The sequence below is a fragment of the Marinifaba aquimaris genome (assembly GCF_013328345.1).
GTDB classification, from domain to species: domain Bacteria; phylum Pseudomonadota; class Gammaproteobacteria; order Enterobacterales; family Alteromonadaceae; genus Marinifaba; species Marinifaba aquimaris.
On the sequence record NZ_JABULX010000002.1, the window covers coordinates 46,735 to 61,667 of the forward strand.

Genomic DNA, 14,933 nt, shown 5'->3' on the forward strand with positions numbered 1-14,933 from the left:
CAGCTTACTCCGCTACTCGTACAAGCATGCCATTAACAGGGCTTGAAACTGCAGAGGTGATCACGCGCTCTCCCTCACTCAAACCTTGGTCTATATACATATGAGTGCTGTCACTTCGCACCACATTTACTTGGCGAATTTCAATTTTATCATCGTTATCAACAACCAAGATTTGGTCTGTGCCGATTAAGATATCTCGCGGTAAAACAAATAAATCTGGTTGAGATTTACCCGTTAATTTAGCATCGACAAAACGGCCGAAATGCAAATTATGTGAGTGTGAATTATTCAAGTTATAAGGGTCTTTAATGCGTGCGACCACATAAAACATGCGACTACCTGAATCGATTAACGCTTCACTTCGGTTCAACTCTGCTTGCCAAGTAAAAGCGACTTTATTCGTTTGATAACTGAGCTCGACGGCTGGCTTTTCGCCTTTTTCATTAAGCTTATCAATATCGATAAACAAAGCCTGTTGCTGGGTCAAACTCAAACGCACCTCAGCAACATCAGTACCAAAGAACTCCCCGAGCACCGACGACGAATTAACTTGCTGACCAATATCAACATCGCGTTTTACGACAATCCCATCGAATGGCGCTTTAATTTCAGTACGCTCTAAATTGCGCTGCGCTTTTTCAAGCTTGGCTTGTGCTGATCTTAAGTTCGCTTGTTGTTGTTTTACTTGCGGCTTTCTCAATGCTAAGTCAGTGGCTTGATCCATGATGGATGACCATTCCGCTTCGGCGACATCGGCCCGGGCTAACTCCTCTTCAAGCAGAGCTTGGGCTTGGGCATATTGAGCTTTTGCCGCCAATAAGTCGGTTTTAAAGTCGCTACTGTCGAGCTGGATTAAAACCGTCCCTTTTTTGACAAATGCACCTTCAACAAAATGTGGAGATAACACAGCAACTTGCGCGGTAACCTGAGCGGTTAACTTTGCATTTAGAAAAGGAGCGACTGTGCCTTGTGAAAACAGTTGGTGCTCGATTATTTGCGATTTAGCTTGAGTAATTTCAACCAAAGCAGGCTTAATTTCAGGGACTTCTTGTTGCTGAGGTTTACGCATGCTGAATAAAGACAACATGATAAAAAAAGCTAAAATCAGGATGATAATCGGCAAGCCAATTTTTTTAATTCGCGAAGACATGCTCGTAAATTTCCAATAAATAAGTGCTTTATATAAGTTGATGTAAAAATAATGCAATTAACATCATTTTTACTACTCTTATATAAAGCGGAGTTAACCAGACAGATTTAACAACAAGCAACGATGCTTGGGTTGGACAGTTGAATCAATAATACACTGAGATACAAGAATTTCAGCAATTTGGTTCAATAAAATCAAACAAAACCATTAACTTAATAGGTAGGTAAGTTTAGATATTCCGTTGAAATTATCGCCAATAGCGTAGATAATTTAATCGTTTTTGAAAAATTCTATTTTACAGGGAAATAAACATGAGCTTAAAAAAACAATTCCTTAAATCAAAACCCGTATGTAAAGTCACTTTCCGTTTAACTAAAGAGCAAGCAAAATCTGCTGATAAAGTAAACTTAGTTGGCGACTTTAATGACTGGGACAAAGAAGCAATTGAGATGACTAAATTAAAGTCTGGCGACTTTTCTGTTGTGGTTTCGCTTGAGTCGGGTCAGTCTTATCAATTCCGTTATTTACTAAATGAATCGGAATGGGAAAATGATTGGGATGCAGACGACTATGTTCCTTCATCAATTGGCGACAGCGACAACTCAGTTGTAACTTGCCAAGCTGCATAATCTCACTGAATTTATCAAAAATGCCGCGTTCATCGCGGCATTTTAGTCTCTGCGCCAGAGATAAATTACACCAATGAAAAAAACTAAATACGAAACCTTACTTAAACCCTTGCAAATTGAGCTCGTAAAACTGCAACGCTGGGCAATTGAAACCAAGCAACGTGATGTCATTATTTTTTGAAGTGCACGACGCATCAGGTAAAGGCGGTGTCATCAAAGCCATCACACAGCATCTCAACCCTAGACACTGCAGAGTTGTAGCGCTAGGCGTTCCTACTGATACAGAAAAAGACCAGTGGTATTTTCAACGTTATGTAGAGCAACTACCTACATCCGGGGAAATTGTTATTTTCGATCGCAGTTGGTACAACCGAGCAGGTGTTGAAAAAATTATGGGCTTTTGTACTGAGCAAGAATACAAAGATTTTCTGTTTGCATGCCCACAATTTGAAACGACATTGATACACAGTGGAACAGTGTTATTAAAGTACTGGCTATCGGTTAGCTATCAAGAACAAGAAAAGCGCTTTTCAGAAAGGTTAAAAAATTCATTATAAAGATGGAAATTTAGTCCAATGGATTTGGAGTCAATGTCGCGCTGGCGCGAATACGCATTGGCAAAAGATGTCATGTTCAAACACACAGATACGAGAATTTCACCTTGGCGTGTTGTTGAAAGTGACGATAAACGCATTGCGCGGTTAAATATAATTAGTGATATTTTAAAGTGTGTCGACTATCGTGATATTCCCTATCCTGAGATTGAGCTCCCCAAAATAGCTCACGCCCCAGATAGTTTAGCTCGTCCAAAAAAGCACCACTACCACTATGTTGAATCCATTTATTCGAATAAAGACTAACGACTCGCTGCAGATTGAAATTCACTGCGGTGGCGATTAAATAAAAAGCGTCTTAATCGTTCACGTAAATCTTTTGCCAACTCCATACTATAAGCCGCTTGTCTGTCATCAACGCGAACTATCTTTGCTCTAGCATTTAGAATAGAGCCACAATCAGGCAAGGTCAGCGCAAGTTCTAATTCTTCAGGCGCATCTTCTGGAGAAAGCTGAACACAAAAACCGGTTGAAGAGATCTCGAATAAATCAAATTCAGTATTGGCGAGTAGACAGGTCGCCGTTAACGGGTTTTCGAGTTTGTGACGCCAGTTTCTCGGTGTATCACCCAGTTCAAATATCTCAGGGCTTTTTAACTGCATCTGGAATTGACCAAAGTCGTTTTGCAGAAGCTCGACAGGAAAAACAAGTTGGTGTGATTGATAATTAGCCGTTAATTTTATTTGGCTAGCCAAGTCTAACTTTTCGAGTAATTGTACACCCCGCTCATCAACGCCTAGCTCCATAGCTAATTCGTTATTATTCACAGGTGCGCTTTGTTCAAAGTCCATTTCGCTTATAAATGCTAACTCGTCCTCAGTGAGCACCGAATTTGAAATATCCACAAACTTAACTCTTTATTCGCCGTGTAATTAAGGGGGTGTATAAGATTTGTTCATAATATCACATGTGTAACAAAAAATTAACATAAAAAAGCCCAAGATAGGGAAGGAAGCTATCTTGGGCTTTACAGCGATAAATTAAGTTAAGCTAAGTAAGTGATTTACTCAGGCTTATTCTTGTTTCGGCTTAATTCAATTTTTACTGAATCAACACGGCTATCGTTGCGTAATACATCACTTACTTGTAATAAGTTTGCATCTTCGCTAGCACGTAAAACAGCTGTTTCACCATTTGTGAAAACAAGCGTTAAACCTAAATCTTTTGCTAATGCTTTAACATCTGTATTAGGTGTTACTGCAACGAAGAACGTACCAGTTGCTTTAGAAACTTGGTTAAACGCACCTTGAGCAACTTGGTCACCCGCAAATAAAGCGATAGTATCAGCAACTTCTTGGCCTGTTGCTTGAGTGATAATACGCTGGTACGTTTGGCCATTTACTTCAACAGTTTGGCTTTGTTCGATTTGAACTGGCACTGCCAATTCTTTTAAATGGCCATTTGCCGCCGCTAATGCAGAGCCACTGGCTAAAATTGCTAAGCTAGTTAATGTTACTTTTAACATATTGATCTCTCCATTAATGTCCGAAAATTCTCATATCCCAAGATTTGATAACACCGTCTTCTGCGTTGTTATTTAATGGGATTTGGAAGATGTTGTCACGGTTGATGTAAGCGATGAAGCTAAATACTTCTTCACCATTTGTATCAACGGCACGTAATGTCCAGTCACCTTTAGCATTCTCACCGTAGAATTGGTTAGATGCCATGATTTGGCTATCGAAACCAGTGATTTCTGGGTTTAATGCTTGACCAACTAAACCGTTACGCGGTGTTAATAATACAGAGCGAGTACCTGCAGGAGAAATTAACTCAATTGCTAAGTCAGGTAAACGAGCGTGGTCTAATGTTAGGCGAACTTGAACTTGTTCAACAGTTAAGTTTGACTCAACTTTCATTACAGACTCACCACCAGCTAAAGATGCATCAGGGATAGCAACATCAGCTGTCACATTTTGCCATTCAGTTGTTTGTAACTGAGGTAAAACGCTATTCGTCATACGCGCTTTAGACATTGCAGCGTCTAAATCAGGCGTACCGAAACCATAGTATGCGTGGAAAGCGTAACCGGCAGCATTTTCTTGCCAAGCGTCGATAGCTTGGTAGCTTACTGTTTCGCCTTGTGCATTAACGAAGTCAAGTGCAACACCAGGGTGATCGTTATCTGTTTTACGCGCTGTATCAACAACTAATGCACGAACGTCACGAGCAGATAATGCGTGGTTAGTTGACATAACTGCGGCAATTACACCTGAAGTGTTAGGCGCTGCAGATGAAGTACCGTTCATTGTACTTGTGTAGTCACAGCTTGGATCGTATTCAGTACCGCCATGTAGTTGGTTTTCACCAAGACCAGCAGAAGTATTTGAACCGTCTTCACAACCCATTAAGTCAGTAGTAACCATAGCTGGGAAGTCACGACCGTATTCACCACCTGGTGCACTTACCCAAACGTTTGAACCAACTGAAGAGTAACTCGTACGTTGACCATTCGCGTCTGTTGCACTTGTTACGAAGTTGAAGTAGTTAACGTTATCGTATGATTGGTTAGAGTTATGCATTGGTAAACCTAAGTTGTTACCACCTGCAAAGAAGTCACCTGGTAATACGAAGAAGTTACCAGTGTTGAAGTAACGGTAACCGTTACCTGCAGATTTAACAAATACCGCACCACGACCGTATTGTGCATTTGCACTAACGTCTGCTGTAACTTGTTCAATTAATGCTAATTCTGGGTCAGTTTCAGGAAGGTATGTGATCGGGTCGATCGGGCTGAAACCATAACTTTGGTTGAATACGCGAACGTCTGCAGATTCTTTAGTTGCACCGTGAGAAGCTAACCAAGCTTCCATAGACTGTGCACCTAAGTAGTTGTAACCCACTAATGAAGCGCTTGAAGCAACACCGCGAACACCTTCATTGTTGTTACCAACCGCCGCGATTAAACCCGCAACAGAAGTACCGTGACCGTGATAGTCAAATGGGTAATCAGCTGGATAACCAGTGTCTTCCATAAAGTTAAGACTACCAGTTACCACATTTTGTGCTAAGTCTGGGTGGTCAATTTGAACACCAGTATCGATTACTGCAACTTTCACACCCACACCAGCAATACCAAATGCTTGTGTTAATTGTGTGTTTAAGTCTTGGCCTGGCGTACCTGATGATGCAGAGAAGCCATCTTGACCTGTGTTGTGTAAATGCCATTGTTGTGGGTAAAGCGGATCTGACGCAAGCGCCATAGAAGATAACCCTAGCCCAAGCATAGCTAACGTAAGTTTGTTAAATTGCACCTTCATATGCTCATCTCTTTATTTTTTTAATGATCTGTTATTTTTGCGCTACCACTTATCTCTTTCTCCAGCTAGCCCACTCACCTTATAAAACCAGTTATTGAAAGAAAAAACGCACAATCAACATATATGGCAATAACATTTTTTTAAAATTTCTAACTAAAATAATCATCTTCATATCAGTAAACATTCTGTTACAAAGCAGAAACAAAACTTGAAAAATAAAAGAAAAATATTAGAAGTAATACAACAAAATCAATTTGATAAATTACTGCCAAGCTTTTCACTATCAGATACACTTAACACTATTAATGACGAACAAAGAGAAAAATCATGTTACTTGCAACTCAAGCTAAAACCATGCTTGTCCTTCAAGACAAAATGAATGCCAAAGTTAACCCTGATTGGTTAGCAGTAAAATCTCCTTTTTTACGCGCAGTCGTTATTGAAGGAGCCGAGGCAATTGAACACCACGGTTGGAAGTGGTGGAAAAAGCAAGATTGTGATTTAGCACAATTACAGATGGAACTTGTCGATATTTGGCATTTTTTATTATCTGATTTACTTATCCAAGCCGATGGTGATTTTAGCCTTGCAGAACAAGCCATTTTTGCTGATATCGACCAAGACAGTGTTAGCTTCGATGGTAAAGACTATCCATTTTCCTCATTAACCTTGTTAGATAAACTTGAATTGATGATTGGTTTATCCGCGGCAAAACGCACTAACATAGGCTTGTTTTCGACTTTACTTACCGATTGTCAAATGGATTGGAATGAGCTTTACGCTCAATATGTCAGCAAAAATGTGCTGAACTTCTTCCGTCAAGACAATGGCTATAAAGAAGGTACCTACATTAAAGAATGGGGTGGCAAAGAAGATAACGAGCATTTAGTAGAGATAATGGCAAAACTTGATGCCACTGCTGAAGAATACCAAGACTTGTTATATCAAGAGCTCAACAAGCGATATCAATTACTGAATATTACTTAAGACTAATCAAGGTCACTTAATGCGCTTAGGTGACCTTGTTTGCCATCGACTGCCAGTTGATTGGGTTATCACTGGCAATCGATGAGTGATATGAAATGCAAGAAGCATCAACGAGCGCGTTAATATCACTGATATCCTTTGGCGCATGTTCAGCATTGCCACCTATCAATCGCATCCAAGCATCTGGCTTTGTAGCCTTAGCAGCATTAAGCGCGTGATAAGCCAGTAAAACGACTTGGTTAATCGACACATTTTCAGGCTCTTGGTGAAAAAACGGAAAACTTGCACTACCGATAGTGACAGTGCGCTTGAGCGCTTTATCTTTGTTGTAGACACAAGCTTGGTTAGCAATCTTATCTTTTAACCGACTGGCAACTTCGGGGACCTTATCCCGAGATGAAAAACGCGTCACTATCATAAATTCATCACTGTTAAGACGAATCAGGTAATCCCCCGCTCTAATCTCGCGCTTGATAACACCTGCTACAGCTTTTAAATAGCTATCGCCAAGGGAGTGGCCATATTTAGCATTAATCGATGCAAAGTCATCAATATTGACAATGATCACATTGATATCTGCTTGCAGTGGAATACCACCATTATTACTAGCCGCTTTGTATTCTCTTAGTGACTTGGCTACATCTGCTTTTATTTGCATATCAAAAAAATTTCGATTTCTCAGTCCTGTTAACGCATCGGTTAAATTGAGAAAACGAATTTTTTCTTCAGCAATCACTAAGTTTTGTTGGCTATCGTCTAATTGAGATTTAAGTTCATCAATTTGATTTTTATAGTTTTTTGCTAGCACTGATAAAAAAGCAAGTAATCCCAAAACAGCAATCAAAACAAAAGCTAAATGGTAATAATGGACAGTTAAACTTTCTGTCGTCGCGGCTGTGGTCGTGACAGGAAAAAACAATAACAAACGGCTCAGGTATTTAATCTGCATTTGTTTTCACCTATATGTTGATGAACAAAATTTAAGCTTTACCTTATTTGAATTAAAAATTGAAAGCAAGTCGACAAAAGCGTATTAAAAATACAAAGAAAATGGACTTTTTTTCAACAAAAACTATCAATGATTAATTAGCGCGATATACTCAAATAGATAATAAAAATAAGGAGTAAAGGGATGTCACTTCAAACTATTTTTAGCCCATCTAAACTTTTTTTAATCACCTGTTTAACACTTTCAGCCAATCACTCGTTAGCCGAATCCTCGCCGCCTTGGCAAAATTGGCAACAGGACGAAAGCGCAGAAGCCGCCATTACAGGTAAATGGGACTGGCTGCTGACCTCATCAAATGAATGGATAAAGGGGAAAGTTATTGCGATTTATGGCGATGAAGTTGAATTTGATAGTGATGAATTTGGCATTGTTAAAGTCGATTGGGATGATGTCGCAGAATTAAGAACACATGATTATAAAAGTGTTCGAACCGATTCAGGCGAAATAATTGACGGTAAAATAATCGCAAAAAATGGCACGATACATTTTTACGATGACTCAGGAAAGATAAACAGTTTAGAAAAGTCTCAGCTACTTTCGATGGCCAATTCTGAGCAATCTAAAGAAAGCCAGTGGTCAGGTGATATATCAGCAGGCGCTACTTTTAGAGACGGCAATACCAAACAAACAGATTATACCTTCACTATGGATGTGAAGCGCTTAGGGTCAACATCGAGGTTACTCGGCTCTTATGTTGCTAGTTACAGTGAAGCAGACAGTGAAGAGACTGAGAACTCACACCGCGTGACCGCCTCCTATGACTGGTTCTTTTCAAATAAACTTTTTATACGTATTCCAGAAGTTGAGTACTTCAGAGACCCGTTTCAAAACATAGCTCACAGGTTAACCGTCAATGCGGGTTTAGGTTATCAACTTTATGATGAATCTAAAATGAACTGGTACGTCAACGCCGGCCCTGGTTATACCTATACAGAATTCGATGAGGTAGAAGAAGGTGAAAAAGAAGATGCTTCATCACCCGTATTGGTGCTAGGGAGTTCATTTGAAAAAGACCTCACCTCAGATATCGAATTTTTTCTCGATTACCAAGTCCAAGTGGTCGAAGAAGATGCTGGTAAATACATACACCATGCAGAAACTGGATTTGAAATCGATTTAATCTCTGATTTTGACTTAGATTTAACACTTTATTACGACCGTATCGAAGAACCAATCCCAGATAAAGATGGTGAACTTCCTAAAAAAGACGACTATCGCTTTGTTGTTAGTATCAGCTACGACTTTTAAACATCATCGATGCCTAGTTGGTAAATTAAACCTAGATTCGCCTTTTATCCTTTAACACATAGACTTATAACAAGTATACATTTTAAGTGGTACCCCAATGAAACACCTTGCAAGCGGCTTTTTAATGCTCCTTTTACTATCCGGCTGTGATAAACCCGTTGAAAAAAAGCCACAGCAAGTTGAAGTCATCGTGACTGAACTGGCCAGAGAAAATATCCCTGTTTATGGACACTATATCGCAACAACACAAGCCTCTTTAGATGTCGAAGTCAGGGCAAGGGTTGAAGGTTATTTAGAACAACAGCATTTTTTAGAAGGCAGTTTTGTCAGTAAAGATCAGCTACTTTACTCTATCGATGATGGCCCTTATCAAGCGGCACTAGCCAGTGCAAAAGCAAATCACAGCAAAGCTGAAAACGCACTAGCAAAAGCACAAAGAGACGTAAAACGCATTAAGCCACTCTACGAGCAAGATGCCTCTAGCCAATTAGATTTAGATAATGCTTATGCTGATTTAGATTCTGCTCAAGCCTCGTTAAAGGCGGCAGAAGCTGAATTACAACAAGCTGAATTAGATTTGAGTTATACCCAAATACGCGCGCCAATTGCAGGTGTGATCAGTGATAGTAATGCAGATATTGGCGCATTAGTTGGTGGCTCAGGGGTGTCTTTATTGACCAATGTCCAAAAAGTTAACCCACTGTACGTCGAATTTCAGATGACCACATTAGATTATTTACAAGCACGACGTCGTTTAAAAAGCTACTACGAAAAACTGAAAGCCGATGTTGAAGGTACCTCTGTTGAAGGTCAAATCGCGATTACACTTCCTGATGGTACAGAATACCCACATTTAGGTCAGATGAAATTTACTGCGCCTAGAGTCAACTCTGAGACAGCGACTTTCACCGCCAGAGCAGAAATCATCAACCCCAACCGCGAATTATTGCCAGGTCAATACACAAGAGCACGTATTCAATTAGATGAAATAGACCAAGCCTTGTTATTGCCCGAGCAAGCGGTTCGATTTGAGCAAAGTGGCTCCTATGTGTACGCTGTCTTAGCTGACAACACAATAGAGCGTCGCTTTGTGATACTAGGTCGCAATGTAGAGGGGCAATTTTTAGTACAAAGTGGATTGAGCCATGGCGAAAAGGTGGTACTTGAAGGTACACACAAAGTACAACACGGTAGCCATGTTATTCCGGTTTTAGCCAAAGACGTCGCTGATGCAGCAAAAAAAGCACAACAGGCAGAAAATGCAGCCCAGAAGAAAGTTGCAGAAACCCCAGTTGAAAAACCTGAGAAGTAATTAGGGGGTCTTATGATTGCTCAATATTGTATAAAACGCCCCGTCTTTGCATCGGTTATTTCAATTATTATTGTGTTGGTTGGCTTAGTCTCAATGTTGAAGATGCCGATCGACCAATACCCAGATATATCACCACCACAAGTCACTATTTCAGGTAGCTATTCTGGTGCAACAGCAGCTATTACCGCCGAGTCGGTATCGATTCCGTTAGAGCAAAAGGTCAATGGCGTGCCTAATATGCTCTACATGACATCGAGCAGTAACAACGGCGGTAGCTCGAAAATTAAAATTACTTTTGATGTAGGTACTAACCCAGACTTTGCCGCAATCGATGTACAAAACAAAGTAAAGCAAGCTGAAAGTGATTTACCGGGTGATGTGATCACCGATGGCGTAACCGTTGAGAAAACCTCGACTAGTCCGTTAATGACAATAATACTGAGATCGAGTGAAGCGCGCTTTGACGATCTCTACTTAAGTAACTTTGTAACCTTGCAAATTCAACAGGCGTTAAAACGTATTCCTGGTGTCGCTAAAGTAAGAAATATGGGGGCGCGCACATACTCTATGCGCGTGTGGTTACAACCGGATGCTTTAGCGTCTTATGGTTTAACCCCCTCTGATGTATCCGATGCAATCAAAGAGCAAAATGCCAATGCAGCAGCAGGCTCTTTAGGTAGCCAACCCTCTACCAGTGATATCAATTTATCCTTAACGATTAACGCTTCGGGTAAACTAAAAGATGCAGATGCATTTGGCGATATTATTATCCATGCAACCGAAACCGGCGCGCTTATTCGATTAAAAGATGTAGCAAGAATTGAGCTCGGTGCCAGCGCTTATAAGCTCCTTTCTCAGCACAATGGTCAAAGTGCAGCCATTGCTCAGCTTATGTTACTGCCAGGTGCTAATGCTTTAGAAGTTGCCGAGCAAGTTCGTCAAGCAATGCAAGCGCTTTCAACTCAATTTCCACAAGGGATTGAATATCAAATTGCATATGACACATCGGTATTTATTGAAGCGGCCATTTACGAAGTCGCAAAAACCTTAATCGAAGCACTCGTTCTAGTCGGTGCAGTGGTCTTTTTATTTTTACAAAACTGGCGCACCACCCTCATACCTATGCTCGCCGCCCCTGTTTCTATCATAGGTACGTTTGCCTTTTTAGCGGCCTTTGGTTTTACCATCAACACAATCAGCTTATTAGCTATGGTGTTAGCAATAGGTTTAGTGGTAGACGACGCCATTGTCGTCGTTGAAAATGTCGAACGAATCATTCAAGAGCAAGCCGTTAGTGCTGCCAAGGCGACCTCAATTGCGATGCAAGAATTAACTGGAGCGCTCATTGCCACGTCTCTAGTACTTGCCGCGGTATTTTTACCCGTCGCTTTTTTAGGGGGTATTTCAGGCGAGTTATACAAAGAGTTTGCCATCACCTTAACTGTCGCGGTATTGATTTCGACTGTAGTCGCTTTAACCTTGAGCCCAGCCCTATGCGCTTTGCTGATGCAAAAACCCGCTAAACCTCATGCTTTTTTCACTTGGTTTAATCAAATATTAGATAACCTAACCGCTAAATACACAGACGCAGTAAAGAAAACCATTAAACGAACTGCACGCTCACTAGTACTGTTTTCTGCTTTTGTAGGTATTGGTATTTTTATCATGAAGCAATTGCCCATTGGTTTTATGCCACTTGAAGACCAAGGTACCTTTTATGCAGATATCCAACTACAACCTGGCACAGCTGTAACCCGAACCAGTCAAACCACATTTAAGGTTGAAGCAGAATTAAAAGCACACCCCGCTGTTGAACAAATTATTACTTTAACCGGTGAAAACCTCAGTAATGGCTCAGGTGAAGAAAACGCCTACTTCCAAATAGTCTTAAAACCGTGGGAACAAAGAGATGACTTCGCATTGGTAAATGTGATGCAAGATGTAAGTCAAATCTTGAGTAAATACCCTGAGCTCACTTATCGCGTATTTCAACCTCCTGCAATAGCCGGAATGGGTGAACGAAGTGGTTTTTCTATGGAGTTACAGGATAGAAGTGGAGCAAACTCAGAAGGCTTGGCAGAGCTGGCCAGACAATTTATTTTACGCGCTCAGGCTCTGCCTGAAATTGGTTCAATCAGTACCACATTAAGTGGTGATGTCCCCATGTTAAAACTCGTTGTCGATAGAGAAATGGTTAAAACCTATGGCGTCAATCTCAATGACTTAAACAGTCTATTGAAGCAGCTAACAGGTTCAAGCTCAGCGAGTGATTTCAATATGTTTGGCCGAACCTATAAGGTTAAGGTGCAAGCCGAAGCTGAATTTAGACGCAGGCCTGAAGACCTAGCACGCTTTTATATCAAATCGAGTTCAGGTGCGATGATCCCACTGTCAATGCTGGCCAAAATTGAATATGGTGCAGGTGCAGGTTCGATTTCTCGACACAACTTATTTACCAGTGCCAGTTTAGGTGGCACACCTGCTCCGGGTTATAGTTCAGGTCAAGCCATGGCCGCATTAGAAAAATTAGCAAATGAATTTCTGCCACAAGGTTTTGGCTATGAATGGACAGGCATGTCTTTCCAAGAAAAAAATGCCAGTGGTCAAGCTGGCGCAGCGATGCTGTTAGCGATCATTTTCATTTACCTCTTTTTAGCGGCTTTGTATGAAAGCTGGCTCATTCCCATCCCTGTATTATTGATTGTTCCGATTGCTCTGGCCGGTGCAGCGCTGTTTGTTTATGCGCGAGGTATTGAAAACAATTTATTTTTCCAAATATCCGCCGTTGCGCTAGTCGGTTTTTCTGCGAAAAACTCAATACTCATTGTTGAGTTTGCCCGTACCCTTTACCAAGAAAAAGGTTTTAGCCCTGTTGATGCCTCTATAGAAGCAGCAAAACAAAGGTTCCGCCCAATTGTTATGACATCTGTGTCATTTATTTTAGGTATTATGCCTTTAGTTATTTCTTCAGGCCCTGGGGCACAAGCAAGACAAGCAATCTCAACGGGTACCTTAGGTGGTATGTTGATGGCAACCAGTATTGGCATTGTGCTCGTTCCTTTATTTTTCGTGATTTTTATTAAACTAGCCGAACAACTACGAGCCCGCTTTTTTCCGGTATCGAGCAAACAAGAGCAGGAGGGCTAAACCATGTTCAATCAATATTTAGCTCCATTTCGCCTGAGTTTACTCACTTTAGCCCTGACAGGTTGCGCGGTAGGTCCCGATTATCAGAAAGCTGAGTCATTACCAGTGAGTCAGCAAGAACTCCCCAATTGGCAATTGGAAAATCAATATTTTTCACCAGATGCATCAATAGCAGAACAAGAGTGGCGTAGCTTTTATCAAGATGAACACTTACAAGGCTTAATTGAAAAAGCACTAAACAAAAATATTGATTTACGGATAGCAAGTGAACGAGTGTACCGTGCACAAACAGGGTTAATACAACGCGATGCTGATTACTCACCACAGCTTGCGATGAACTTTGATGCAGACAGAGAAAAAACCAGCGCGGCGCTGACCTCAGATCCTAAAGTAGACAATGAATTTAAATGGACTGGTTATGTCACATGGGAGCTTGATCTGTGGGGTAAGTTAAGACGTGCAAAAGATGCTGCAATTGCAGATCTACAAGCCACACAAGCAGATTTTTACGCTGCCAAAATATCACTTATCGCCCAAGTAGCAGACCTTTATTACCAAATCCAAGACACACAGCATCAAATTTGGTTAACGCAAAATAATATTACGGCTCGAGAAAAGTCTAAGCGCATTGCCGAGCTAAGACACAAACAGGGCGTAATTTCTGGTTTAGATGTGAGTCAAAGCAATGTTGAGTTGGTGCAAGAAAAACTCAAATTACCCGCGCTGCACAACCGGTTAAATTCACAGATGTATCAGCTTTCTATTTTGTTGGATCAGTCCCCTAAAAAGTTAAATATCCCGAGTAGAACGGAGATCAGTTTAAAGAACAAGGGCATTCCTGTTGGCTTGCCATCCACCTTACTCAAGCGCCGTCCAGATATTATCGCATCTGAACGAAAGCTCTACGCAGCTACATCGAATATTGGGGTAGCAAAAGCGGATTACTTTCCGAATATTTCGTTAATCGGTGAAGTCGGAGCTAAAAGTTTAGAGTTTGATACCCTACTCGATAATGCAGAATACTGGGAAATCGGTGCTGACATCCGGATGCCAATTTTTAACTGGGGAGCGACTAAAGCCAATGTTGATAACAAGCGTTCTGAATATCGAGAAGCTATTCTCAATTACCGCAAGTCGATTTTTACCGCATTTAGAGAAACAGCAGAAGCCATTGAAAATGTGCATAAAAATCAGGTCGAATTTGTACTAAAAAAAGAGCTGTTAGCCGCGACAAATGAATATTTAAGAATAGCTCGCTTGCGTTACGACAACGGCGTCGTTTCATACTTGGATGTATTAGATGCTCAGCGCAGCCAAGCACAATCTCAGCAGGATTTTTCTGCAGCTGCACAAGCGCTACAATCATCCTATGTAAATTTATACAAAGCGCTTGGTGGCGGTTGGAATGCTGAGGCATTTAACCTGTCAATAGAGGCAGAAACCCACGTGGAAGATAAACCGGTTGATATGGCTATTGAAGATGATTCGACACATTTAATATCGCAAAATCAACCTGAAGATTTGCTCAAAAGGCAGATTTCAGAGTAAAAAGTATACCTTTAAGAGACAAAAAAGCC

At 40.9% G+C, this 14,933-nt stretch carries 11 protein-coding genes and 1 pseudogene; 7 read left to right on the forward strand and 5 right to left on the reverse strand.

From position 1 onward, the window contains the following. Positions 1-4: 4 nt before the first annotated feature. Complete coding sequence (locus HR060_RS01715) at positions 5-1,150, reverse strand: efflux RND transporter periplasmic adaptor subunit (protein ID WP_174198539.1); 1,146 nt, start codon at positions 1,148-1,150, stop codon at positions 5-7. A gap of 311 nt (positions 1,151-1,461) precedes the next feature. On the opposite strand from HR060_RS01715, the gene HR060_RS01720 reads away from it, so the two are divergent. Together HR060_RS01720 and ppk2 are read left to right on the forward strand one after the other, a co-directional pair. After that, on the forward strand, positions 1,462-1,779 hold the full coding sequence (locus HR060_RS01720; protein WP_174198540.1) for an isoamylase early set domain-containing protein: 318 nt from the start codon (positions 1,462-1,464) through the stop codon (positions 1,777-1,779). A 164-nt stretch (positions 1,780-1,943) separates the two neighbouring features. Then, positions 1,944-2,639 (forward strand): annotated as a pseudogene (ppk2, locus tag HR060_RS01725) (polyphosphate kinase 2). Here ppk2 and HR060_RS19730 read toward each other — a convergent pair. The 3 genes from HR060_RS19730 to HR060_RS01740 all read right to left on the reverse strand — a co-directional run bounded on the left by HR060_RS19730 (position 2,636) and on the right by HR060_RS01740 (position 5,653). Then, positions 2,636-3,238, reverse strand: coding sequence for a PilZ domain-containing protein (locus HR060_RS19730; RefSeq protein ID WP_174198541.1), 603 nt, complete (start codon positions 3,236-3,238; stop codon positions 2,636-2,638). The pseudogene ppk2 and the gene HR060_RS19730 sit on opposite strands and share 4 nt — an antisense overlap. A 158-nt stretch (positions 3,239-3,396) precedes the next feature. Beyond that, complete coding sequence (locus tag HR060_RS01735; protein ID WP_174198542.1) at positions 3,397-3,858, reverse strand: hypothetical protein; 462 nt, start codon at positions 3,856-3,858, stop codon at positions 3,397-3,399. A 13-nt stretch (positions 3,859-3,871) separates the two neighbouring features. Then, positions 3,872-5,653 (reverse strand): S8 family peptidase, encoded by a 1,782-nt coding sequence (locus HR060_RS01740; RefSeq protein WP_174198543.1) that lies wholly within the window; start codon positions 5,651-5,653, stop codon positions 3,872-3,874. A 327-nt stretch (positions 5,654-5,980) separates the two neighbouring features. On the opposite strand from HR060_RS01740, the gene HR060_RS01745 reads away from it, so the two are divergent. Next, complete coding sequence (locus HR060_RS01745) at positions 5,981-6,640, forward strand: dUTP diphosphatase (RefSeq protein WP_174198544.1); 660 nt, start codon at positions 5,981-5,983, stop codon at positions 6,638-6,640. 25 nt (positions 6,641-6,665) lie between these two features. Here the strand turns inward: HR060_RS01745 and HR060_RS01750 are convergent, their stop codons facing one another. Next, entirely contained in the window at positions 6,666-7,589 is a 924-nt protein-coding gene (locus tag HR060_RS01750; protein WP_174198545.1) for a GGDEF domain-containing protein, read from the reverse strand. Between the two features lie 183 nt (positions 7,590-7,772). Here HR060_RS01750 and HR060_RS01755 point away from each other — a divergent pair, with 183 nt between their 5' ends. From HR060_RS01755 to HR060_RS01770, 4 genes are all read left to right on the forward strand, one after another. After that, entirely contained in the window at positions 7,773-8,897 is a 1,125-nt protein-coding gene (locus tag HR060_RS01755) for a DUF481 domain-containing protein (protein ID WP_174198546.1), read from the forward strand. A gap of 97 nt (positions 8,898-8,994) precedes the next feature. Then, positions 8,995-10,209: an efflux RND transporter periplasmic adaptor subunit gene (locus HR060_RS01760; RefSeq protein WP_246283047.1), complete on the forward strand. Its 1,215-nt coding sequence runs from the start codon at positions 8,995-8,997 to the stop codon at positions 10,207-10,209. Between the two features lie 12 nt (positions 10,210-10,221). Beyond that, positions 10,222-13,356, forward strand: coding sequence for an efflux RND transporter permease subunit (locus HR060_RS01765; RefSeq protein ID WP_174198547.1), 3,135 nt, complete (start codon positions 10,222-10,224; stop codon positions 13,354-13,356). Between the two features lie 3 nt (positions 13,357-13,359). Continuing rightward, complete coding sequence (locus tag HR060_RS01770) at positions 13,360-14,904, forward strand: efflux transporter outer membrane subunit (RefSeq protein ID WP_174198548.1); 1,545 nt, start codon at positions 13,360-13,362, stop codon at positions 14,902-14,904. Positions 14,905-14,933 lie beyond the last annotated feature (29 nt).

Excerpts from the sequence above, each read along its gene's own strand:
- HR060_RS01715 (WP_174198539.1), bottom strand. The coding sequence starts at position 1,150 with ATGTCTTCGCGAATTAAAAAAATTGGCTTGCCGATTATCATCCTGATT.
- HR060_RS01735 (WP_174198542.1), bottom strand. The coding sequence starts at position 3,858 with ATGTTAAAAGTAACATTAACTAGCTTAGCAATTTTAGCCAGTGGCTCT.
- HR060_RS01755 (WP_174198546.1), top strand. The coding sequence starts at position 7,773 with ATGTCACTTCAAACTATTTTTAGCCCATCTAAACTTTTTTTAATCACC.
- HR060_RS01770 (WP_174198548.1), top strand. The coding sequence starts at position 13,360 with ATGTTCAATCAATATTTAGCTCCATTTCGCCTGAGTTTACTCACTTTA.
- HR060_RS01765 (WP_174198547.1), top strand. The coding sequence starts at position 10,222 with ATGATTGCTCAATATTGTATAAAACGCCCCGTCTTTGCATCGGTTATT.
- HR060_RS01720 (WP_174198540.1), top strand. The coding sequence starts at position 1,462 with ATGAGCTTAAAAAAACAATTCCTTAAATCAAAACCCGTATGTAAAGTC.
- HR060_RS01760 (WP_246283047.1), top strand. The coding sequence starts at position 8,995 with ATGAAACACCTTGCAAGCGGCTTTTTAATGCTCCTTTTACTATCCGGC.
- HR060_RS01750 (WP_174198545.1), bottom strand. The coding sequence starts at position 7,589 with ATGCAGATTAAATACCTGAGCCGTTTGTTATTGTTTTTTCCTGTCACG.
- HR060_RS01745 (WP_174198544.1), top strand. The coding sequence starts at position 5,981 with ATGTTACTTGCAACTCAAGCTAAAACCATGCTTGTCCTTCAAGACAAA.
- HR060_RS01740 (WP_174198543.1), bottom strand. The coding sequence starts at position 5,653 with ATGAAGGTGCAATTTAACAAACTTACGTTAGCTATGCTTGGGCTAGGG.